Source organism: Actinocorallia herbida, from assembly GCF_003751225.1.
In the GTDB taxonomy this organism is placed as follows: domain Bacteria; phylum Actinomycetota; class Actinomycetes; order Streptosporangiales; family Streptosporangiaceae; genus Actinocorallia; species Actinocorallia herbida.
Window position 1 is genome coordinate 5,318,987 of record NZ_RJKE01000001.1, and the last position, 21,942, is coordinate 5,340,928.

General features: G+C 71.7%; 18 protein-coding genes. 11 read left to right on the plus strand and 7 right to left on the minus strand.

The window, feature by feature from the left end; all coding sequences use genetic code 11:
* Nucleotides 1–133 precede the first annotated feature (133 nt).
* A complete protein-coding gene (locus EDD29_RS24150) occupies nucleotides 134–1,039 on the minus strand; it encodes a hypothetical protein (protein WP_170201540.1) in 906 nt (301 codons plus the stop codon).
* 758 nt (nucleotides 1,040–1,797) lie between these two features.
* Between EDD29_RS24150 and EDD29_RS24155 the strand changes: the two genes are divergently transcribed.
* The 5 genes from EDD29_RS24155 to EDD29_RS24175 all read left to right on the plus strand — a co-directional run bounded on the left by EDD29_RS24155 (nucleotide 1,798) and on the right by EDD29_RS24175 (nucleotide 8,568).
* The gene (locus tag EDD29_RS24155; RefSeq protein WP_123666599.1) at nucleotides 1,798–2,454 is read left to right on the plus strand and encodes a hypothetical protein; all 657 of its coding nucleotides are present in this window, start codon (nucleotides 1,798–1,800) and stop codon (nucleotides 2,452–2,454) included.
* Nucleotides 2,455–2,764: 310 nt separating this feature from the next.
* Entirely contained in the window at nucleotides 2,765–3,649 is an 885-nt protein-coding gene (locus tag EDD29_RS24160; RefSeq protein WP_281280932.1) for an SDR family NAD(P)-dependent oxidoreductase, read from the plus strand.
* A 294-nt stretch (nucleotides 3,650–3,943) separates the two neighbouring features.
* Entirely contained in the window at nucleotides 3,944–4,888 is a 945-nt protein-coding gene (locus EDD29_RS24165) for an RNA ligase family protein (RefSeq protein WP_123666601.1), read from the plus strand.
* Between the two features lie 246 nt (nucleotides 4,889–5,134).
* The gene (locus EDD29_RS24170; RefSeq protein WP_170201541.1) at nucleotides 5,135–6,145 is read left to right on the plus strand and encodes an FG-GAP repeat domain-containing protein; all 1,011 of its coding nucleotides are present in this window, start codon (nucleotides 5,135–5,137) and stop codon (nucleotides 6,143–6,145) included.
* Nucleotides 6,142–8,568 carry an FG-GAP-like repeat-containing protein gene (locus tag EDD29_RS24175; protein ID WP_123666603.1) on the plus strand — a complete coding sequence of 809 codons (2,427 nt, stop codon included), beginning with the start codon at nucleotides 6,142–6,144 and terminating at the stop codon, nucleotides 8,566–8,568. Before EDD29_RS24170 ends, EDD29_RS24175 begins: the two co-directional genes overlap by 4 nt.
* Nucleotides 8,569–8,743: 175 nt before the next feature.
* Here EDD29_RS24175 and EDD29_RS24180 read toward each other — a convergent pair whose 3' ends face one another.
* From EDD29_RS24180 to EDD29_RS24195, 4 genes are all read right to left on the minus strand, one after another.
* Nucleotides 8,744–9,421, minus strand: coding sequence for a response regulator (locus EDD29_RS24180; RefSeq protein ID WP_123666604.1), 678 nt, complete (start codon nucleotides 9,419–9,421; stop codon nucleotides 8,744–8,746).
* Nucleotides 9,418–10,632, minus strand: coding sequence for a sensor histidine kinase (locus EDD29_RS24185; protein ID WP_123666605.1), 1,215 nt, complete (start codon nucleotides 10,630–10,632; stop codon nucleotides 9,418–9,420). Before EDD29_RS24185 ends, EDD29_RS24180 begins: the two co-directional genes overlap by 4 nt.
* Before the next feature lie 69 nt (nucleotides 10,633–10,701).
* The gene (locus EDD29_RS24190; RefSeq protein ID WP_123666606.1) at nucleotides 10,702–11,913 is read right to left on the minus strand and encodes an acyltransferase family protein; all 1,212 of its coding nucleotides are present in this window, start codon (nucleotides 11,911–11,913) and stop codon (nucleotides 10,702–10,704) included.
* Nucleotides 11,910–12,881: an alpha/beta hydrolase gene (locus EDD29_RS24195; protein ID WP_123666607.1), complete on the minus strand. Its 972-nt coding sequence runs from the start codon at nucleotides 12,879–12,881 to the stop codon at nucleotides 11,910–11,912. The genes EDD29_RS24190 and EDD29_RS24195 overlap by 4 nt, the downstream gene beginning before the upstream one ends.
* Before the next feature lie 303 nt (nucleotides 12,882–13,184).
* Here EDD29_RS24195 and EDD29_RS24200 point away from each other — a divergent pair, with 303 nt between their 5' ends.
* From EDD29_RS24200 to EDD29_RS24220, 5 genes are all read left to right on the plus strand, one after another.
* On the plus strand, nucleotides 13,185–14,177 hold the full coding sequence (locus EDD29_RS24200; RefSeq protein WP_148086073.1) for a hypothetical protein: 993 nt from the start codon (nucleotides 13,185–13,187) through the stop codon (nucleotides 14,175–14,177).
* Nucleotides 14,178–14,206: 29 nt separating this feature from the next.
* Nucleotides 14,207–14,671 (plus strand): hypothetical protein, encoded by a 465-nt coding sequence (locus EDD29_RS24205; RefSeq protein ID WP_123666609.1) that lies wholly within the window; start codon nucleotides 14,207–14,209, stop codon nucleotides 14,669–14,671.
* 222 nt (nucleotides 14,672–14,893) lie between these two features.
* Complete coding sequence (locus EDD29_RS24210; RefSeq protein ID WP_148086074.1) at nucleotides 14,894–18,001, plus strand: FG-GAP-like repeat-containing protein; 3,108 nt, start codon at nucleotides 14,894–14,896, stop codon at nucleotides 17,999–18,001.
* A gap of 403 nt (nucleotides 18,002–18,404) precedes the next feature.
* On the plus strand, nucleotides 18,405–18,785 hold the full coding sequence (locus EDD29_RS24215; protein WP_148086075.1) for a DUF2511 domain-containing protein: 381 nt from the start codon (nucleotides 18,405–18,407) through the stop codon (nucleotides 18,783–18,785).
* A gap of 187 nt (nucleotides 18,786–18,972) precedes the next feature.
* Nucleotides 18,973–19,677: a DUF6000 family protein gene (locus EDD29_RS24220; RefSeq protein ID WP_148086076.1), complete on the plus strand. Its 705-nt coding sequence runs from the start codon at nucleotides 18,973–18,975 to the stop codon at nucleotides 19,675–19,677.
* A gap of 267 nt (nucleotides 19,678–19,944) precedes the next feature.
* Here EDD29_RS24220 and EDD29_RS24225 read toward each other — a convergent pair whose 3' ends face one another.
* A complete protein-coding gene (locus tag EDD29_RS24225; RefSeq protein WP_123666613.1) occupies nucleotides 19,945–20,388 on the minus strand; it encodes a MerR family transcriptional regulator in 444 nt (147 codons plus the stop codon).
* A 142-nt stretch (nucleotides 20,389–20,530) separates the two neighbouring features.
* On the opposite strand from EDD29_RS24225, the gene EDD29_RS24230 reads away from it, so the two are divergent.
* On the plus strand, nucleotides 20,531–21,472 hold the full coding sequence (locus EDD29_RS24230) for an alpha/beta hydrolase family protein (protein ID WP_123666614.1): 942 nt from the start codon (nucleotides 20,531–20,533) through the stop codon (nucleotides 21,470–21,472).
* 231 nt (nucleotides 21,473–21,703) lie between these two features.
* Here the strand turns inward: EDD29_RS24230 and EDD29_RS48175 are convergent, their stop codons facing one another.
* Nucleotides 21,704–21,850, minus strand: coding sequence for a hypothetical protein (locus EDD29_RS48175; RefSeq protein WP_246052970.1), 147 nt, complete (start codon nucleotides 21,848–21,850; stop codon nucleotides 21,704–21,706).
* Nucleotides 21,851–21,942: the final 92 nt, after the last annotated feature.

Genomic DNA, 21,942 nt, shown 5'->3' on the forward strand with positions numbered 1-21,942 from the left:
CGAGAGACCCGAGCACTCCCGGCAGCGCGGCCTCCGCTTCCTTCCCGCCGAACCGACCCGCGGACTTCACGCAGTAAGGCGGTCGTGGTGTCGGGCGAAGGCGGCGAGGACGCCGTCCGGGCGTCGTCGGAGGTCAGGTGGGGAGCCGGGAGAGGAGGGTGGTGAGGGGTGGCGACGGGGGGCTGCCGGAGGGGTAGTGGAGGACCGGGGTCGGGCAGGGGAGGTGGAGGATCGTCGAGGTGGCGGTGCGGGAGGTCGGGTCGGTGAAGAGGATGACGTCGACGGTGGCGGGGGGCTTGCGGGCTGAGGAGTTGAGGCAGCGGCGGGGTGCTCCGCGCAGGCCTTCCCTGTGGGCGGCGGCGAGGGCCGGGAGGTCGGTGCGGACGTCGAGGGTGGCGCGCAGGACCAGGCGGTCGCCGTCGGGGACGTAGCGGCAGGCGCGGACCACGGCGGGAGGGAGGGGCAGGACGGGGCCCTTGTCACGCCAGATGCCGCGGACGATGCCGGGCACGAGGGCTCCGGCGAACGGAGCCATCAGGTGGTCCATGACGGGACATGGGGGCGGCTCGACGTCGGCGGGGTCTGCGGCGGCGTGCTCGGTCCGCCACAGCCGGGCGAACAGGCGGGTCAGGGCCGAGGCGCCGGCGCGCACCGCGCCGTCCGCGGCGACCTCGCCCAAGTTGAAGTCGAACGACAGCACGGCGCGCTCGCCGTCCGGATAGGTCAGGACGAGGTTGGTTTCGGGAAAGCCGGGCAAGAGGGCGGAGCGGAACGGTTCGCTGTGCGGCAGATGGTCCAGGGCGCGCTCCAGTTCGGGCACGCCGCGGGTGATCCGCAGCGGATCCGGCCAGGCCGCGAACGCCGACGTGCAGAGCACCGCCTCCACGGCCCCGTCCCGCACGAGATCCCGTGTGTACCCCGGGCTCCACGCCACGATGTCGTAGAGCCCCGACGCTCCCCGCGCGGTGTACGGCCGCTCCGGGCACCCCGACGCTCCCACCTCGACCGGCCGGGGCGACGGCGCCGGGACATACAACACGAGAAACACAAGCCCGACCGATGCCACCAACAGCAGACCCAGCACCCGCTTCACCCGCACCCGCGCCCCTCCCGAAGCCACCCGGACCACCAGGAGAGCACTGTAACCGGACTGACGATCATGACGTCGCCGCTACGGCGAAGGGGCCGGAGGCTTCGCGGTGCGGCGTCGGAGAAGCCGGGAGGGCGGGCGCCTCCCGACTCGGGGGTCAGTGCAGGCGGGCGGACCTGACACGGGCGGCCAGGGACGCGAACCGGCGGGCGGTGAGGGCGAGGGGACCGGCTTCTGGCATCTCCCGCGACGCCCTGACTCGCCCGTACGCCCATTTCCCAGCGCCTTACAGAATGGAATAAGACCGGCATTCTGGACAATGCACTCATTGTCGCCGCCATCGACGCCGCGCTCGAGGAATCCCGGTACCACGGCGACGGCTGGGTCCTCCCCCTCGTCCAGGCCCTCAGCACTTCCTGCGGCCACCCTCCCGCACCCGTAGAACCCCGGGTCCACCCTATTTCCCGCGGTTCACCTTTGTTCCCTGAGAAAATTCGGGAACCATCACGGGCGGTATGAGAGAGCGCCGCTGCTTACTCATCCGCACACAGAGTTCCGCGGTGGCCATGTCTCGCCGCACGGATCCGTTGTCGGCCACGGACCGCATATATAAACTCGACGAAAGTGATCGATTTCTCGTTGGTTCTCTTCGATCACCGTGCGCTACGGGCCCGATCGCCGTCCCACCCCGCAGGAAGGGTCACTTCATGCTGCGCAGATTCGCCCTTTCGACCGCCACCGCCGGCTCCATGGCACTCGCCGTGGGCTCCCCCGCCATGGCGATCGGGAACTTCCTTCCGATAAGCACCAGCGTCACCGCCTGGACCGCGACGGGTGCCGGCCCGGTCACGGCCTCCTCCGCCAACCTCACCATTCAGGACGTCACCAACGGCCTCACCATCAATTGCTCCTCCACTCATGCCGGCGGAACCCTGCACACGTCCGGGAGCGGGGCGGACCCGGTCGTCGACGGGCTGGCCGTCACGCCGAGCGGGTGCACCGGCACCATGCCTCCCACCTTCACCCTGACCCCGAACACGTTCCTCGGCGCGTGGGAGGTCTATGTCATCTCCCCGTTCCCGCCCGTCAGGGCGGTCGCCGTCACCGGTGTCTCGTTCAAGACGAGCTCCCTGGGCGGACTGTGCGTCACGCAGATCGACGGATCCGGCGGAGCGAGCAGCCAGACCGGGCAGGTCAACGGCACCTACAACAACAGCACGGGCATCCTCACCCTCACCGGTTCCCCCAACCTGACCGTCGCGGCCGTCTCCCTCGGCTGCCTCGGCGCCATCAAGAAGAACGACGTCATCACCGTGACCGGTAGCTTCCCCGTCACGAGCTCCCCCGCCCCGATCATCTCCTGAGGACAAGACGAGGGTCCCGTCCACCGCGCCCCGCCGGAGCGTGTTCCCGTACCGGGAGGCAGATCAGAGCCGGATCGTTCGCGAGAGCGGTCCGGTCAGGGGGCTGCGCTGCGGGGTTCACCAGCCGGCCGGCACCCGCTCGCGGTCAGCGCTGGACGGCGGTGCGGCTCGGCGTCTCGATCGGCTTCGCATACCCCTTGGCCTGGCATCCGGTGGCCGTCACCGTCAGGGCCAGCAGGAGCGCCGTGAAGCGCGCGGCGTTCATCGAAACCTCCAGTGTTTCGTATGACGTCGATTCTGCCTCCCGCCATTGCAGAACGCTTGGAATCGGCTTGCGGCCGTCGCCGATCGGCCGGGACCGGCCCGCTCCGCGGACCGGGCGGTCCCCGCGGCTCATGCGGGCGGACCGTGCCGAGAACCCCTGCGGGTACTGATCGATGCCAACCCCTCGGCCGACCTCACCATGAGCGGGTCGAGCCTCGTGGACAAGGCGCAGGTCGATCCGGCGCCGACCTCCTCCGCCCTGTCCGTCAGGGCGCGCGGCCACCTCGCGGGCACCGACCCTGCCGCGCCGTACGCGAGCCCGGCGCTCGCCGACCTGCGCGGGCTTCCGCCCCTGCTCATCCAGGCCGGATCGGCCGAGATCCTGCTCGACGACGCGGTCCGCCTCGCCGCCCACCCCGGCCTCGACGTCGTCGTCAACGCCGCGGGCATCATGCTGCCCGAGGACGTGCTCGACGGGCGGTCCCTGAAGGTCGCGGAGGACACCATCGCCGCGAACCTCCTCGGGACCATCCGGATGGTCTACGCCTTCGCGCCGCACCTGGCGACCCGCGAGCAGGCCGCGATCCTCACCGTCAGCTCGGGCCTGGCGTTCGTACCGCTGCCCCTCACCCCCACCTACAGCGCCACCAAGGCCGCGGTCCACTCCTTCGGCGAGGCCCTGCGCGTCCAGCTCGCCGGAACCTCCGTCCAGGTGATCGAGCTGGTACCGCCCGCCGTCCGCACCACGCTGATGAACCAGGAGAACGTCGAGGCGGCGATGCCCCTGGACGACTTCCTCACCGAGGCGATGAGTCTCCTGTGGACCCGGCCGGACGCGCACGAGATCCTCGTCGAAAAGGTGCAGCCCCTCCGCTACGCCGTGTCCGACGGCACCTATGACAGGGTGCTCTCCCTGCTCCCCGCCCGCTGAGCGCCCGCGTCGCGATTCCCCCGACCGGCGGTCCGCCGCAGCCGCGGACCGCCGGTCGGCTCCGCCCGACGCAGACGATCCCGGCCCTGGGAGCACGCACGACCCGATCCCGAAGCCCCCACCGACCCTCGTCCCTCCCGCGAGCGGTCCCACCGCGCGACGGCGAGCCGTGCCGGGGGCTGCCCGCGACCGCGAGCTCGTGGCATCCGCGGAGGGCGGAAAACGGATTGATCGTGCCCGCGGGTGCTGTGAGGGTGGGCGGCGAGCAGTGGGCCGACGGACGGGGGCTGAAGCGTGCGGTATCCGAAGATCGCGCAGCGTTTCGGGGAGGGGGCGCTGCCGGGTGGGGCGTGGGTGGCGGAGGAGAAGGTGCACGGGGCGCATCTGGCGCTGGTGAGCGACGGCAGGACGGTGCGGGCCGCGGGGCGGCGGGGACCGCTGGACGAGGAGCGCTTCGCGGCGTTCTTCGGGCTGGCGCGGATCTGGCCCGTGCTGGCGACGGCGGCCGCGGCGGCGGCACGGACCGCGGGACGAGAGGTCGTCCTCTACGGGGAACTGGCGGGAGGCGGTTATCCGCACCCGGAGGTGGCGGTCGTGGAGGAGGTCGGGGCCGTGCAGACCGGCGTCTGGTACGCCCCCGATCTCGTCTGGCTGGCGTTCGACGGGGCCGTTCGCACGCCGTCGGGGCTGCGCTGGATGAGCCGTGCCGAGCTGGCCGGGCTGGCCTCCGGCACGGGGCTGGAGTGCGTGCCGCTGGTAGCGCGCGGAGCCCGCCATGAGCTACGCGAGCTGCCGGTGGACTTCCCGACGCTGGTGCCCGGTGCGCTAGGCCTCCCGGAGCTGCCCGGCAATCGGGCCGAGGGCTATGTCCTGAAGCCCGACCGGCCCTGGAGCGCAGGGGAACGCGGGCCGCGTCCCGTGCTGAAGGTGAAGCATCCCGACTTCGCCGAGGACGTCCGCTACAACGGGTCCCGCCCCTTTGTTCCCCCGTCCGGCGCGGTGCCGGCCTGGTTGCTGACGGCCGCGGTCGAACGGCTCACCCCGCCGCGCGCCGCGGCCGCCCGCAGCAAACTCGGCCCTTCCGCCGACCCGTCCGCCCTGGCCGAAGAACTCGTCGCCGACCTTCTCACCGACCTGGCCGACGCCGTGGGCGGACTTCCCGAATCGGATCACCGGAGCCTTACCGCGGCACTCACCCCCGCGGCGCTCACCCTCAGCACGCCGCGCAGCAGGGCCTGAGCACGGCAGCGCAGAGTCCGGCGTCGCCCTTGCGGGGTGGGTGCGGGCGGCCTCGTCAGACCTTGAGCAGAGCGTCGAGCTTGGTGAACGAGCTCTCCCAGCTCAGGCCCGGCGACGCCCGGCACCGCGACGAGGCGGCCATCGCGGCTACGATCTTGTAACAGGAGTTTCTAGATTTCGCTGATCGCAGTGCCTAGCATGGCGACCCCTGGTACCGGCTTCGTCCCCCCGAAAGGAAGCCTCGCCATGCGAACTGGAGAGAGCCTCTCCGCTCGCCCGCCCGGCAGAACCGTCCGCGAACGCCTGCGCCGCCGCCCGGCCGCGGTGCTGGCCGCGGCGGCCTCGCTCGCGGCCTGCCTGACGGCGCCGTCCGCGTCCGCCGCCGCGGCGGCCGTGTGCACCGACCGGAACGGCTGGATCCCGAGCGGCACGATCGGGCAGGGCGTCCCGCACGTCACCGACACCGCGCTGCTCCGGCTCGCCGACGTCGACGGCGACGCCGACGACGACCTGCTGCTGCTCGACGAGATCGGCGGCATCCGGGCGTGGCGCAACAACGGCACCGACATGCCCGGCGGCGGAGGCTGGGCCTACATGGGGCGGATCGCCCTGGGCGCCGGATACCCGCCCGCGCGCGTCAGGTTCGCCGACCTCGACCGGGACGGCGACGACGACTACCTCGTCATCAAGGACGACGGCGCGATCGACGGCTACGTTAACAACGGCGGCGACCTCACCGGGACGGGCGGGATCACTCCCGGCTGGACCCCGGTCGGCCAGGTCGCCCAGGGCACCGGCGTGGCCGCCGACCAGATCCACTTCGCCGACCTGGACGGCGACGGGGACGACGACTACCTCACCCTCCAGTACACCGGCCCGGTCCAGGGCTGGCGCAACGACGGTGGAGACGGCCCCGGCGGAGGCGGCTGGTCCCCCTGGGGCAAGGTCCGCGAGGGCGTCCCGCTGCCCGCGGACTTCGGACGGCAGGAGATCCACGACGTCAACTGCGACGGCCGCGACGACTACCTCCTGCTGAGCGACGACAGCAGCCTCTACGCCTACGAGAACCAGGGCGAGACCCCCGGCGCGGAGACCCGCTTCGGCTGGAGCACGCTCACCCTGTACGCCCACGGCACCGGTGACGCCATCGACCGGATCATGTTCGGCGAGCTCAACGGCGACGGCCGCGTCGACTACATCGTGATGGCCCCGAACGGCTCCCTGGTCGGCTACCTGAACAACGGAGGCGACCAGTGATCACGCACCCGGCCCGGCGCGGCAGGCACACCGTCGCCCTCGCGACCGCCCTGACGCTGCTCGCGTCCCTGCTGGTCGCGCTCCTGCCCGCCACCCCCGTGCTGGCCGCCGACAAGCCCCTGCTGAGCACCCCGCTGTTCAGCTGGAACATGCGCGGCGGCACCGCGAGCGCGCCGAACAGCAGCAAGTGGCCCGACTACGTCGCGCGCTATGCCCGGCTCGTCCCGATCATGATGCTCCAGGAGGCGGGCTCCGGTCCTCCCGGCAGCGCCGAAGCGCAGCCCGGCATCGTCCGCACGACCGTCGACTCCCAGGGCGCGATCCACACCCACACGGTCCAGCACTCCATCTGGACGCCGGGCTCCACCCGGTACCGCCGCCACGTCTACTTCCTGCTCACGCAGAACGGCCAGGGCGGCCGCGTCAACCTCGCGATGGTGCTCCAGGACGAGCCCGACGAGGTGAACGTGGTGCAGAACCCCGTCGACGCCGGGCGCACCGCGCTGGGCGTGCGGTACGGCGCCCACTGGTACTTCACCGTGCACGGACTGAGCGGCGGCGGCGGTGACTCCGCGGTCCTGCTCGGCGCCATCGGCAACGCGGTGAACACGTGGGCGCAGGACCGCAACGTGCAGTACAACTGGACCGTCGGCGGCGACTTCAACGTCGACCCCGACACCCTGGCCGGCCGCGCGGGCTACCCGACGGGCGCACTGCGGATCACCACTCCGGCCGGCGTCCCCACGCACGACAACGGCGGCCGGCTGGACTACTTCGTCACCGACGACGCCCAGGCCGTGCAGAACGGCGTCCAGCAGGCGAGCGTCTACAACCACGACGACCAGGTGCCCGACTCCGACCACCGCGTCGTCTACGCAAGGCAGCGACTGCCGGGGCTGGTCCCCGAGTCGACCCGGCTCATGCCCCTCGGCGACTCCATCACCCAGGGCCTCAACAGCAGCGACTCCTCCGGCGCGCGCGACGAGATCCAGCACGATGTCGGCATGATCACCCTGGAGGATCTGGGCCTGGGCGGCGCCGCCCTGCCGTGGTCGCCGATCGCCAAGCGCGACCTGGTCGGCGAGCGCTGCACCGGCGTGGGCATCCCCGACCGCGACCACGAGGGCTGGCCCGGCTACACGATCGACCAGATCCGGCAGGAGGCGTCCGACGCCGTCCCCGGGATGCGGCCGAACATCGTCACGCTGATGGCCGGGACCAACGACATGGTCCGCGACGTCGACGTCGCCGACGCTCCGGCCCGGCTCAGCGCGTTCATCGACCAGATCTTCGCCGGATCGCCGGGTGTGGCGATCGTCGTCTCGCTGCTGACGCCGTCGGCCGACCCCGCGATCCAGGCGCGCATCAGCGCCTACAACGCGGCGATCGCCCCGATGATCGATCAGCGCACCGCCCGCGGCGACCGCGTCCTCCTGGTCGAACCGGCGCTCACGCTCGCCGACCTGGACGACGTCGTGCACCCCAACGACGGCGGCTACCGCAAACTCGCGGACGCTTTCGGGCCGGGCATCAAGAACGTGCTCGCCCTCGGCTGGGTCCAGGAACCCGGGCCGATGACGATGACCTCGCTGTGCTCGGAGCGCAACGGCTACGCGCCCCAGGGCGTCATCGCCGCCGGTCTGCCCGGGAACCCCGACCTCGCCGACGCCCTGAAGTTCGCCGACCTCGACGGGGACGGCAAGGACGACTACGTCTGGCTCTCGCCGACCGGGGCGGCGACCGTCTGGCTGAACCGCGGCGGCGACGGGCCCGGCGGAGGCGGCTGGGTGTACCGCGCCGAGATCGCCCAGGGCGCGGGCACGGCCCCCGACCGGGTCTTCTTCGCCGACATGGACGGCGACGGCAAGGACGACTACGTCGTCGTCCGCGAGGACAACGGCATCGACGTGTACCTCAACCGCGGCGGCGACACCACCGACGCGTCCGGCTGGCACCAGGGCTGGGAGCCGCGCCCGAACTACGGCCTCGGCACCCCGGTCCACCTCGACAAGATCCGGTTCGCCGACCTCGACGGCGACCGCCGCGCCGACTACGTCCGCCTCGTCGACTTCAACCAGTACGTCGACGTCTGGTACAACCGCGGCGGCGACTCCCCCGGCCACAACGGCTGGCAGGAGGGCGGCCGCATCCTCACCGATCTGCCGGCCCGCGCCAACGCCCAGATCGAGTTCGCCGACCTCGACGCCGACGGCCTCGCCGACTACATCGCCCTCGACCCCGACGGCGTCCCCCGGGCCTGGCTCAACACCGGCACCCCCACCTGGACCGACCGCGGCCAGATCGCCACCGGCACCGGCGGCCGCGTCGCCCTCCCGGAGATCGACGGCGACGGCCGGGCCGACTGGGTCCAGATCGCCTCCAACGGCGCCCTCACCGCCTGGCTCAACCGAGGCGGCGACTGACCGACCGGTGCCCCGGCCGCCCAAGCCGGGGCACCGGCATCGACTTTCCCGAACCCTTCCATCTGGAGATCACCTGGGACGGCCTCGCCTTCTGAGCATGATCGGCTCCGCCGCGGCTGCGGTGAGGTGGGGCCACCCGGTCTGAAGGCCCGGCGGCGACCTCGTCCTCCGGTGCCTACTCGCCGGGGATCACCAGGCCCGATTCGTAGGCGAAGACCACGGCCTGGGCGCGGTCGCGCAGGTCGAGCTTGGTGAAGATGCGGCTGACGTGGGTCTTCACGGTCTGTTCGGCCAGGATCAGGGTCTGGGCGATCTCGGTGTTGGACAGGCCGCGGGCCACCAGAGCGAGGACCTCGGTCTCGCGTTCGGTCAGGCCCTTCAGCCGCTGTGCGGGCTTGCCCCTGGACACGGCGGGGCGCCGACTCGCGATGTCCTCGATGAGGCGGCGGGTCACCGACGGGGCGAGCAGCGCCTCGCCCGAGGCCACGATCCGCACCGCCGCGATGAGGTCGGCCGGCGGCGCGTCCTTGAGCAGGAAGCCGCTCGCGCCCGCGCGCAGCGCCTCGTAGACGTAGTCGTCGACGTCGAAGGTCGTGAGCATCAGGACGCGCGGCCGGTGGGTCACGCCGGGAGGCGGGGCCAGGAGGCGGCGAGCGGCCTCGAGACCGTCCATCTCGGGCATGCGCACGTCCATCAGCACGACGTCGGGATGGGTGCGCCGACTCAGTTCGACGCCCTGCGCGCCGTCGGGGGCCTCGCCCACCACGTCGATGTCGCTCTGGGCGGACAGCAGCGCGGTGAAACCCGCCCGCACCATGGCATGGTCGTCGACGACGATGACGCGGGTCGTCACGTGAGGTCCCTTTCGGCCAGGGGAAGTCGGGCTGCGACCCGGAAACCGCCGTCGGGCAGCGGCCCCACGTCGACGGTGCCGCCGATGAGCCGCACCCGCTCGCGCATGCCGACGAGGCCGTGCCCGGTCGCGTTCGCCTCGAGCGGCGCGGCGGGCGGGCTCGGCGGTGGGCCGTTGACGACCACGATGGTGAGCCGCTCCCCCTCTTCCGAGACCGACACGTGGGTCGGGGCGCCCGGCGCGTGCCGCACGACGTTCGCGAGGGCCTCCTGGACGATACGGTACGCCGTCAGCCCCACCGCCTCGGACACCTCGGTGTCGCAGGGCCCGAACTCCACGGGCACACCCGCTCGTGCCGTCGCCTCCACCAGCTGCCCGATCTGCCGTAGACCCGGCTGGGGCGCGAGCTCGCTGCGCGGCTCCTCGCGCAGCACCCCGAGCAGGCGCCGCATCTCGTTCAGCGACCGGCGCGCGGTCGCCGCGATGGACGCCAGCTCGTCCCGCACTCCCGGCGGAACGCCCTCATGGCGGTAGGCGGCGGTGTCCGCCTGGATCGTGATGACGGACATGTGGTGCGCCACCACGTCGTGCAGTTCGCGCGCGATGCGGGCGCGTTCCTCCAGCAGGGTGCGCCGCTCGCGCTCGGCCTCGCTGATCGCCTCCTGGGCGACGAGCCGGCGCTTCACCTCGTACTGCTCACGGAGCGCACCCGCGAGCAGGAGCGCGACGCCGCTGAGGATGATGAGCAGAATGCCGCTCCGGCTCGCGCCATCGGGCGCCGCGAACTCCAGGGCGACGGTCGCGCTCACCGTCGCCAGCCACACGGCCAGCAGGGTCCGGTGCCTCTCACGGAGGCCCAGGGCGAGGCAGAGGCCGATGTACCCGATGATCTCCATGGGCGGGAACGGCCACACGAGCCCTGCCCCGGCTTCGACGGTGAGCAGGGCGAGCGCTCCGGCGACGTCCGCGGCGAAGATCACGTACCAGGCCTGCAGCGGGCGGACGACGGCGAGCAGCAGCGGGACGGTCTGCGCGACGGCCAGTGCGCTCGCGACGCCGCCGTTCAGGCCGTAGTCGGCGGCGAGGACGTTGACGGTGGTGGGAAGCAGGGTGACGCAGAGCACGAACGCGACGCCCCACGGCAGCAGCCGCACCCACCACCGCGAAGCCTCGGCGAACAGCGCGCGGGGGCCTTCCTTCACTGTCGGCACGGGCTCCGCCTCCCTCCCCTTGCGTCGTGGTGGACCTTCGCCATGGCGTCCGGAGCGCGGGCGCACCGATCAGACCACCAGGGCGAAGCAGCCGAAGGCCACCGCCAGTATGCACGCCGCCACGCGGCGGGCCGTCCCGGCGCGTTCCCACGGGCTCTCCAGCGGCCGGGCGAACCTGACGATCACCGCGAGCAGCCCGGCGAAGACCGGCAGCCAGGCCGCCCGCGCAAGAATCCAGCCCGCCGTGTCCGGCGCCTCGGTCAGTCCGGGAATCCGGCCGGCGTACGAGCCCGGGACGGCCGCGGCGAGCATCGCCGTCTGGTGCCAACACAGGATCGTCATCGCCGAAAGGTTGACGACCACCACCGGGACCCACAGGGCGGGCCGCTTCAGCAGCCGGGCCAGCCGGTCGCGCAGCAGGATCGCCGCGCCGGACTGGGCGGCGGCGAGCGCGAGGACGAGCAGGGACGGCGGGTGGGAGTTGGTGCGGGCCTGGCCGGGCACGCCCACCATCGACATCGGATAGTGGAAGGCGAGCAGCAGCGTGGCGAACAGCGCCGTGCCGCCCGCCAGCAGCAGCCACGCCCCGGCGCGGCCCAGCCGCCTGTCCGCCCAGGACACGCCCAGCTGGTAGGCGAACATCCAGCCCGGCAGCACGTTGAGCAGACCCAGCCAGGACGGCGTCGCGTCCGCGTACGGGCCGTACCGCAGGAGGTCGACCACCGCGACCGAGCCGATCAGCGGGACCGCGGCCAGGCTGCCGAGGCGCGCGGACGCGCGGACGCAGTACGGCGTGAGGGCCGTGACCACGGCGTAGACGCCGACGAACCACAGGGGCTGGACGACGAGGGTCGAGGCGGTGTGCAGCGTGGAGACCGGCACGCCGAGGCCGTGATGGAGAAGGGGAAGCAGCAGCGCCCATACCGCCATGACGCCGACGACCGGCCGGCCCAGGCGCCGGAGGCGACCGGCCGTCCACCGTCCGGCGGAGCCGTCGCGGCGCCGGTAGGACAGGCCGGAAGAGTAGCCGCCGACCAGGAAGAAGACGCCCAGCATCTGGAGGATCCAACTGGCCGGGGCCAGCGCGGCGAACGTCGTCAGCGGACTGGCGTTGCGCAGGCCGCCGTCGGGGCCGAGGGTGAAGCCGCCGACCAGCCAGTGGCCGGTCGGGACGGCCAGCAGGGCCAGCGCGCGCAGGCCGTCGACGGCGCGGTCGCGATGGGCGGGGGTTCGCTCGTCGAGCCTGGCGCCGAGGGCGGCGAGCTTCGTGCCGGCCCTCATGACAGGCCACCGCCCGCGATGGCCGCGAACGCGGTCAGGGTGGAGGTGCCGGGGGTGAAGTACGCGCTGTGCGCCGGAACGTCGTCCGCGGGCAGGACGTTCGCGCCGAAGCCGGGCGAGGCGGGGTCCGCGCCGTGGCCCAGGCCCAGCAGTTCGACGTTCGGCACGCGGTCGATCCAGTCGTCCGGGGCCTTCGCCGCCCAGACGCGGGCGTCGGTGCCGAGCGCGGTGACGTCGTCCGCGCGCATGCCGGGTGAGCCCATGACCACGATGTCGCAGGCGTCGACGTCGTCGGCGGCGAGGCCGCAGACCACTGAGCCGTAGCTGTGGCAGAAGAGCGAGGGGTCGGGGCGGCCGACCGCGTCCAGGCCCTCGGTGAGCCGGGTCAGGCGCCGGGCGCCCGCCTCGGCGAGCCGGCCCGTCGCCATCTCCAGGCCGATGCCGGAGGGGGTGGTGTAGTCGGCCCAGGCGATGACGGCCGTGTCGTCGCCCGCCCGCTCCTGGAGGTCGGTGGCCCACCGCACCGTACGGTCGAACCTGGAGGCGTCGATGTCCGAGCCCGGGACGATCACCGCCACGTGGGCGGCATGGTCGAGATCGCCCACGACCCGCGCGACCAGTCCGCGCCCGCGCGGGTCGTACGCCAGTACCTGGTCGCCCGCGGACGCGTTGGCCGCGTAGCGCAGGCGCACGGGCGCGCCGTCGAGATTGCCGACCACCAGCGGATGTTCTTCGGCCAGTCTCTGCCCCTGGGCTCCGGTGAGCTCGGCGAAGAAGGCCGCCACCTCGGACGGGGCGGCCGTCGCCGGGTCCAGCCTTCCGGCCACGAGGTCGTCCGCCAGCCAGGCGCCGGCCCCGGGAAGCGGTCCGACCGACGCGCTCACGCCGCTCGCCGAAGCCCATCCCACCGTGCCGCTGATCAGCGCGGCCAGTACAACGGTGCCCAGCCATGTCCCGATCCGGCGCATTCGTCCGCCTCCCCCAGTCTCGTCCGTGATGACGAGCCGAAGGTAGGAAGACGGCCGGTAGCGGAACATCACACCGGGGAGCCAACCCCGGAGCGGTACCCCGGTAGCACGAGGAGGTGCTCGGGGCTTTCGGTCGCGGTACCGAGCACCCGCCGCCACGGGAAACGGAATCGCGAGCGGGCCGCCCCGGTACCACGGGGGAGAGTCACTTCCCGAAATGCGTGATCCGGCCGACCGGTAATGGAAAAATGCGGCCTCCGCAGAACTCGCGGGCGCGCACCGGAACTGAAGTAGTGTTGCCGCATGGCTTTTCCCCCGCCTGATCCGAGAAGGCCACCGCAGGGTCGGCAACAATGGCACGCCCCGCAGCCGCCCGGCCGTTATCCGGGAAACGGCCATCGCGGGACGGGCGGGCCTCCGCAGCGCCCGGAGCCGCGCTGGCTGCGCTACGTCGGCGCGGTCCTCGTGCCCGTCGTCATCGGTGTGGCGACCATCGCGTGGAACGAGCACCGCGCACCGCAGCTGCAGGTCGAGGGCGAGAAGGCCAAGGAGACGGCGCGGACGCGCGAGCTGGCGGAGGATCCGCCGCTGCGGGTGCGGATCGAGGACTCCTGGGACGACCTGGACAACCAGTGGATCTTCCGGGATCCGCTCGCGGAGCGGGACATCGAGGCCATCGAGACCGCGGGTACCGACAGGACGTCGGGCATGACCCTCTGGGACATGGCCGACGACCTGGGCGGTCTCCAGTTCAGCCGGCGCATCCAGCCCGACGGGTGCACCGACCGGTGCGGGGCGTCCAGCGCCCGGTTCAAGCTCCGGCTGACGGGGCACCGCGACGAGCCCGTCCAGATCACCGAGATCAGCGCGCGCATCCTGTCGGAGCGGACCCCGCCGCGGGAGGCGCTGCTCGACCAGGGCACCGCGGGCTCCGGCGAGATCGAGTCGGGCGTCATCCTGCTGGACTCCGACCGGCCCCGGCTCCTCACCTACGCCGAGGACGCCTACGGCACCGGAAAGCCCGGCGGGCCCTACTTCAACGAGAAGGCCGTCAGCCTGGCCATGGGAGAACTGCTCGTCTTCGACATCTTCGGCACCAGTTCCAGCTGGAACTACGAGTGGGAACTCGTCCTCTCCCTGATCGTCGACGGCACCGACGAGGAAATGGTCGTCCGCAGCAACGGCACCCCGACCGGCCCACCTTTCCTGACCCCAGGCCGCATAGGCGACCCATCCGAATACATGGTCCACGTCTTCTGCGACATCGGCGCCCCCTGCGTCGTCGACCGCAACTGACGCCCACCGGACGACCCGAGGGAGGCAAGGTGCGGATACCGCCGATCGCGGAGATCACGAACGGGCGACTGACGCTGCGGCTGACCGACCTGACGATCACCCAGACCTACGGAGGTCTCATCGAGGGCGCACCCTGCCGCTACCTCAACGACCGCAAGCTCCAGAGACTCAAGGAACGCAACCCGCCCCGCGCCGTGCACATCGTGGAGCCGCCGCGCATCACACCTCCGTGGGCCCGCACTGTCGGAAGCTACGGACCCGACGAGTTCCTCGGCCCCATGGAGGTGCTCCCGCCACTCCAGTGCGAGGGACTCTTCACCGGCCCCGGCACCTCCAAGCCCAGATCGTCCGACTTCCTCCACCTGACGACCGAGCTCATCATCGTCTGGTTCCAGGACCCGAGCCCGTCCCACATCCACCCCGACCTCGTCCCCCAGATCCTCGCCGTCCCCTGGGACGACCTCGCCGAGGACTTCGGCGTCGACGACCTCTGATCCAGGGCTCCGCCCTCTCCGTGCGCGCTCCCCACCGACCCGGGGACGGAGGCACCCGAGGAGAGGACCGACTCACGGCTGCGGGCTTTCCTCGTCGCCCAGCGGTGCGGTCATCGCCACCGCACCGCAGCTCTTGCTTGGCATTTAGTTCACTATGTGGACATTTACCGACTTGATCATCTTTCTGTGGGATCACCGCGAGATTCAGACAGGTAGGTGGCTGTGGGAAAGGTATTCGCACTCCGGCGGCGGTGGCGGTGCGCGGCGGTGGTCGTGGCGCTGGTGGGCGCCGTGATCGCGGGGGAGGCGGTCGTGGTGCCTCGGCCCGCGGTCGCGGCACCGGCGGGCGACTTCGTCCTCGACGTCCCGATCGCGGACTTCGATCGTCCTGCGGCCGAGGCCGCGTTCGCCCAGGCCTACGATTCGATGGCGCTCGACGCGTTCCTCGACGACATGCGCGCCGCCCCGGAGCCGCCCTTGGGTGCGGGGGCTCCGGCCGGCGGGCTTCCGCCGCTCGACCTTCCGGACCATGTGCCGGGCACGATGGAGATCACCGACACCGGGCTGCGTCTGGTGATCCCCGCCGACGAACTCCAGGCGATGGCGGAGCCGTACGTCAACCAGATGATCACGGCCGCCGCGGGATTCGCCGCGGGCGGGATCGCGCTGATCGGATGCTTCGCGCTGACCGAGAACGCCTACGTGTGCAAGGGGCTCGCCGGAGCGGCGGCCCTGGGCACCGCCCGTTTCGTCGCCGCGAAGCTCTCCGGGGAGGACACCACCACCCTCAAGTTCTGGGGGACGATGTTCGCCGCGATCATCGTCGGGACGGCGCTCGGGCTGGGCACCGAATGGATCACCGTGTTCGCCAAGGCCAACTCCGCGGCGATGTTCACCGCGATCGGTGAGGCGATCTGGTCGTTCGTCGAGTGGCTCGGTTCGTGGGCGTCGGCCCCGATCCGGACCATCGCCGCCTACCTGCGGGTGGCGTTCCGGACCATCGGCACCGATCTGCCGGAGGCGATCGACATCGAGCTGGGCAGGATCGGCCACCGGGCGCCGGGCCTGTCGGTGATGCCGCTCGGCGACTCGATCACCGCGGGCTGGGGCAGCTCGTCCGGTGCGGGCTACCGGTCCCGGCTGTACGCCAAGCTGAACTCGGCCGGCGACCTGGACTTCGTCGGCACCGTCAGGGGGTCGGGCACCGACGCCGACCACCAGGGCCACCCCGGCGCGCGCATCGACCAGATCCGCTATGTCGCGGACTGCTCGGTCCCGTCGTACCGGCCCAACGTCATCGCCCTCATGGCGGGCACCAACGACCTGAACCAGAACCACGACGTCGCGGGCGCGCCCCAGCGCCTGGTGTCGCTCGTGGACCGGCTGCTCGCGCTCCGCCCCGGCACCACGGTGCTGGTCTCAACGCTGCCGCCGTCCACCAAAACGGACGTCGGCCCGCGGGTCACCGCCTACAACAACGCGATCCGCCCGCTCATCAGGGCGATGGAGCAGGACGGCAAGCGGGTCCGGCTGGCCGAGCTCCCCTCGATCACCACGGCCGACCTCGCCGACCAGCTCCACCCCGACAACGACGGCCACGCCAAGATCGCCAACGGTTTCGCCAAGGCGTTCTACCAGGCCCTCGACGACGGGATCATCACCTCGACGGCCCTGCCCTCGGGCTCCGCCCCGGGAAGCGACTGCGCCGTGCCCGCCGAGGAGGTCCCCGGCGGCTGGACGAACCACGGCAAGATCTATGAAATGCCCGCCTCCGCCGCCGCGGAGATCGCCGACGTCCACCTTGCGGACGTGACCGGCGACGGCCGCGCCGACCGGGTGGCCGTCTCCGGCGGTGCCGTCGCGGTGCGGGCCGGGACCGGGACCGGGTTCTCCGCGAGCGTCCAGGCCATGGCCGGGGCGCCCGCCGGGCGCCTGGTGTTCGCCAACGTCGTCGGCGACGCCGCGGCGGACCTCGTGCTCGTCGGGGACGACGGGAGGCTCACCGCCTGGCGGAACGCCCGGGACTCCTCCGGGACGCCGCGGTTCACCTCCGCCGGCGTCATCGCGCCGGGCGTCGGCGACACCGGCGCGCGGCTGCGGCTCGCCGACGTCAACGGCGACGGCCGCGACGACTACGTGGTGGTCTCCGATGACAGCAAGGCGCGCGCCTGGCTGAACACTCCGGGGGACGACGACGTCCCGTCCTGGTATTCCTGGGGGGAGATCGCCTCCGGCACCGGGGTGGCCGGATCCACCGTGCGGTTCGCCGACTTCGACGCCGACGGCCGCGACGACTACGTGACCGTCGCCGACGACGGGGCGCTGCGGGTCTGGCGCAACACCGCCGGTGACGGAGGCAGGCCGTCCTGGTCCTCGCTCGGCGCGATGGCGGTCGGCGCCGCCGGTGCATCTCGCGAGGCCCTGCGCCTGGCGGACCTCGACGCCGACGGCGACGGCGACTACGCGCTCGCCGGCGCCGACGGCTCACTGCGGGCCTGGCGCTACGACGGCCCGAACCAGTGGGTCAGCCTCGGCACCGCGATCCCCGCCGAGCCCGCCGCGGCCGGTTCGTCCACGGCGTTCGCGGACATGAACGGCGACGGCTGGGACGATCCGGTCCGCGTCACCGGCGGCAAGGTCGAGGGGGCGCTGAGCTCCGCTCCGAACCCGGCGCCCAACCTCCCGGCCCTTCCCGCCAGGGGAACCTTCCAGGTCCTGGCGCCCGGCACCGGGAACCCGGGCCGGACGGTGCTCGCCGACGTCAACGGCGACGACCGCGACGACTACCTCCTCGTCGGTGCCGCGGGCGAGGTGGACGCGTGGCTGAACACCCCCGGCAACGGCGGCGTCCCCTCGTGGTCGTCGTGGGGCAGGATCGCCCCCGGCACGGGCGCCTCCGGTACCCGGATCCGGTTCTCCGACATCGACGGCGACGGCCGCGACGACTACCTGGTCATGGCCGACAACGGAGCCGTCGAGGCGTGGCGGAACACCCCCGGTAACGGCGGCAAGCCGTCCTGGTCTCACGTGGGCGTCTGGGCGGTCGGCGTGGGCGGTGCGAGCCCGGCCAATGTGCGGTTCGCCGACGTGGACGGCGACGGGCGCGCCGATTACCTGAAGGTCGCCGACAACGGCGCGGTCGACGTCTGGCTGAACCGAGGGGGCGACACCGGAGGCGGCTGGCAGAACCGCGGCACCTGGGCGGTCGGCGTGAACGGCGCCACCCTCTCCAGCGTCCTGTTCCCCGACCTCGACGCCGACGGCCTGGCCGACTACGTCCATATGCACGGCGCCGACCTCTACGGCTGGACCAGCAAGGGAGGCAACTGAAGATCGGCCCGGCCTCCCGCGCGCCCGCGCGGGAGGCCGCCGCTTCACCGATCAGAAATCCGCCGCCGCGTCGTCGGTTCTGGTAGCCCGCCGCCAGCTGCGGAAGGACCGACGACCATGACCGACGCCAGGCCGCCGGACGGCGACAAGGCCGCGTTCATCGCGGCGGTGATCGGACGGCCCCCGATCGTCGACGGGACCGTATCCCGCCTTCGGTCCGTGCTCATCGCCTCCTCTCGTATCGGGTCAGCATCACCCCCCCCGGGAAAGGCCCGCGTCTCGACCAGGCCCTCCGCTCCCGAACGTGACGCCGGCCGCCATGTAGCCGGCGCAGACGCTCTACTTGGGGCTGGGGACGGCTTTGGGAGAGGGCCGTGATCGGGGATGCGAGAGGATCGGCCGCGTGAAACTTTGGATCCCCCTGTTGATCGCGTCCTCCGCCATGGCCCTGTCCGGGTGCGGCCTTCTCCTGGCCGGTACGGGCGAGGCCACCAGCGCGGGAAGCGTCACCCTTCTCAAGGGAGAGGTCGACCCGTGGCCTTTCACCGTCGAGGAAGGCGATCTGGCGTGCGAGGACGAGGAGGTCACCTTCACCGTTGACGGCACGACCTACGGGCTCAACGACGCGGCCCGGCGCCACCAACCGGACCCCGCGCCCATCCAGGCCGACGACCCCCAGACCCCCGGCACGAAGATCTCCCTGGAGCACGTGATCACCGAAGGACTGGCCTTCTGCGGGAACGACGACGCCTCCCCGCAGCCGCCGACCCCGATGCCCGGCTGACCCAGCACCACGTTCAGCGGACGGCATGACCGGACGGGCCCGCCGGTACCCCTCGCCGGCGGCTGAGGCCACGTTTGGGAGCAGAACGCCTACATGTCGTGCCCGATCAGCATGGCCGGGGCTTGCTGATCGGTGACGGGCCGTTCGGTTGTTGCTCAGCACCCGTGTCCCGGCCTTGTGGGGCTGGATGCCGGTGACGGACGATGCCTCGGTGGAGGGTGAAGAGCGGGCCGACCGCGAAGAGCTGATGCGGCATGTCTCCGGGATCGGGACGACACGGGGGTGGGGGCTGCGGGAGAACTGGCGGGGGATCTTGGCGGTCCAGCGTTACGTCGTCTGGCCGCAGTGGAATCCGCGGTACCTGAAGCTGCTCGCGGGGCTCTGGCCGGGGCTGGGAAAGGCCTTCTTCAGATCTCTGAAGCGGGACGCGCGGTGGATCTCCGACAGAAGCCTGGATCTGCTGCTGGACAGCGGCTGGCGGCCACGGTTGGTGGCGGCCTACCTGATCGCGATCGACCGCCGGACCGTTTTCCGGGCACGGCTGGGGGAACTGCTCCTGGCCAGTGAGGGCCCCTACGCGGGGTCCGCGTACTGCGTCGCGCTGGCCAGGTTCGGGGAGGACGCGGACGCCGAGATCCTCGTCGCCTATCTGGAGCGCTATCTCCCGCGCGCCGATCTGGACTACGACCAAAGCTCCGCAATGGGCACACTCCTGTACCTGGACGACCGGCTCGGCCGGCGTCGGGCAGAAGCGTTTCTGGGCGAGGACGGCCCATGGCACTCCTTCCAGCAGCAGCGCGAGCAGGAGACCGGCGCCTCAGAACTCGAGAACCTACGCACCCACTTCGCTACCGAATCCGAGCGAGCCGAGGCCCTCTCCCAGAGACAATGACCCCGTTGACCCTGCTAATAGAACTCCCCCGAACGCGGCCCCAGCCCCGAAGTAGCCGTGGGTGACGGTGGTGACTGTGGGCGTCTCGCAGAAATGACCAGTTCTGCGAGGCGGTGGCGCCCTCGCCCGCGCGACAAAGGCGTCCCTGTCCCCGAGATCGCCACCAAACTCACCATCGGACCGGCAAGAACACCGGCAATCACCCCTCCGTCCACCGCGCCCTCGCCGACGCCGACGAACAGACCACCTAGGCCCGCACCCCGACCGTCACCGACGCCCGCCCGCTACCGCTAATTCCTGTACCGATCCTCCTCGCGGGCCGTTCTGGACGGAGGCGGGGCCTCCCCGTTGGCAGGAGGTGCCGGTGAGCATGTTGCTGGTGGCGGCGGTGACGACCGAGTCGAGCCGGTCCCGGGCGTGCAGGAGATCGGTGATGCGCTGGTCGACATGCTCGCGTTCCGTCGCCAGCCGCTCCAGCAGAGCCGGGGTGGCACGGCCGTCGATGACGCACGGCAGCAGTTCGGCGATGGTCTTGCTGGACAGTCCGGCGGCGTACAACTGCTGGATGAGCCGGACCCGGTCGACCGCGCTCTCAGGGTAGTGGCGCTGGCCGCTGGGGCTGCGCTCGGCGCCGAGCAGGTTCTGCTCCTCGTAATAGCGCAGCGCCCGGACACTGACGCCGGTCCGGGCGGCGAGTTCTCCGACGCGCATCTCGTCTCCTGTGTGGCTTCCGTCACGTTACTTGCCGCTGACGTCAACGTCAGGTTTTAGCGTAACCGACGTGCGCCTCACCACGGCCCCACCCGGGTAGCCCTGCCGGCGCACGAAGATCCCGACGAAGGAGCACGCGAGAATGACCGCGAACCAGATCACCGGCCTCACCGACCCCCCGTCCAACCCGACCGTGTCGGTCAAACCAGTCGTGCTTCCCGCGCCGTATCGCGGCGAGGACCTGCCCGTACGTGTTTCCGCGCCGGTCACCGGCACGAATCTGCCGATCGTGCTGTTCGCCCACGGATTCGGTTCGCATCTGGACGGCTACGCGCCCCTGGTCGATCACTGGGCATCCCACGGTTTCGTGGTGATCCAGGCCACCCACCTCGACTCCCGGCGCTTCGGCATCTCCGCCGACGATCCCCGCAAGCCCCACCTGTGGCGATACCGCGTGCAGGACATGGGCCAGATCCTCGACGAACTCGATCGTCTGGAGGCCTCGGTGCCCGGCTTGGCCGGCCGGGTGGACCGCAGTCGCATCGTCGCGGCGGGGCACTCCTTCGGCGGTCAGACCGCGGGCGTCCTCGTGGGCCTGCGCGTCACAGACCCGACCACCGGCACCGCGCACGACATGTCCGACCGCCGGGTCATGGCCAGCATCCAGCTCGCCACCGCCGGCAAGGGCGGCGACGAACTGACCCCCTTCGCCCTCGAAATGGCCCCCTGGCTGCACGGCCAGGACTTCTCCCACATCACCGCGCCCGGACTCGTCGTCGCCGGAGACCACGACGAACTCCCCCTCTCCACCCGGGGACCGTCCTGGACGACCGACCCGTACACGCTCAGCCCCGGAGGCAAGAGCCTGCTCACCGTCTACGGCGGCCAGCACTCCCTCGGCGGCATCGCGGGCTACGAAGCGGCGGAAACCACCGACGAACACCCCGGCCGCGTCGCCCTCGTCCGGCAGGTCACCCTCGCCTACCTCCGCCACATCACCGGCATCGACCACACCCACTGGGAGACCGCGCAGGCCGCGCTCGCCGGTCACTCCCACACGCTGGGTCGAATGGAGTCCAAGTAACCACCCGGATCTGTCCGCCCAGCCGCCGAGCGCGGTGAAGAACGGCGTGCCGCCGCCCACCAGCACCGGGTGGGTGACGATCGCGTACTCGTCGAGGAGAACACCACCTTCGGCATCTCCCGCCAGAGCCGCGCGTACGCGATCTCCGCCGGGGTGGCGCCGGGCCGCCGGTCGCCGGTCGGCCAGTGGGAGCTCATCGCCTCCCACAGCCTGCGCCCGTACAGCGACAGCTCACCCGCCCGCATCTGCTCGTACCAGGAACAGCTCCTCGCTCGGCGACGAGTCCGGCCCCCCTCCCCCGCTCCACCCGATGTCGTCGCCGGTCGCGGCGATGTAGCCGTCCACCGTCACGTTCCTGCCGAAGATCAGTTTCCGCATCGTGCCGACCTCCCGTAAGTCGATCCCGCACATACAGACGGCCACGCCCCGAAAACCTCATCGGTCCCCGCCCCTGGCCTCCTTTCTGCAGA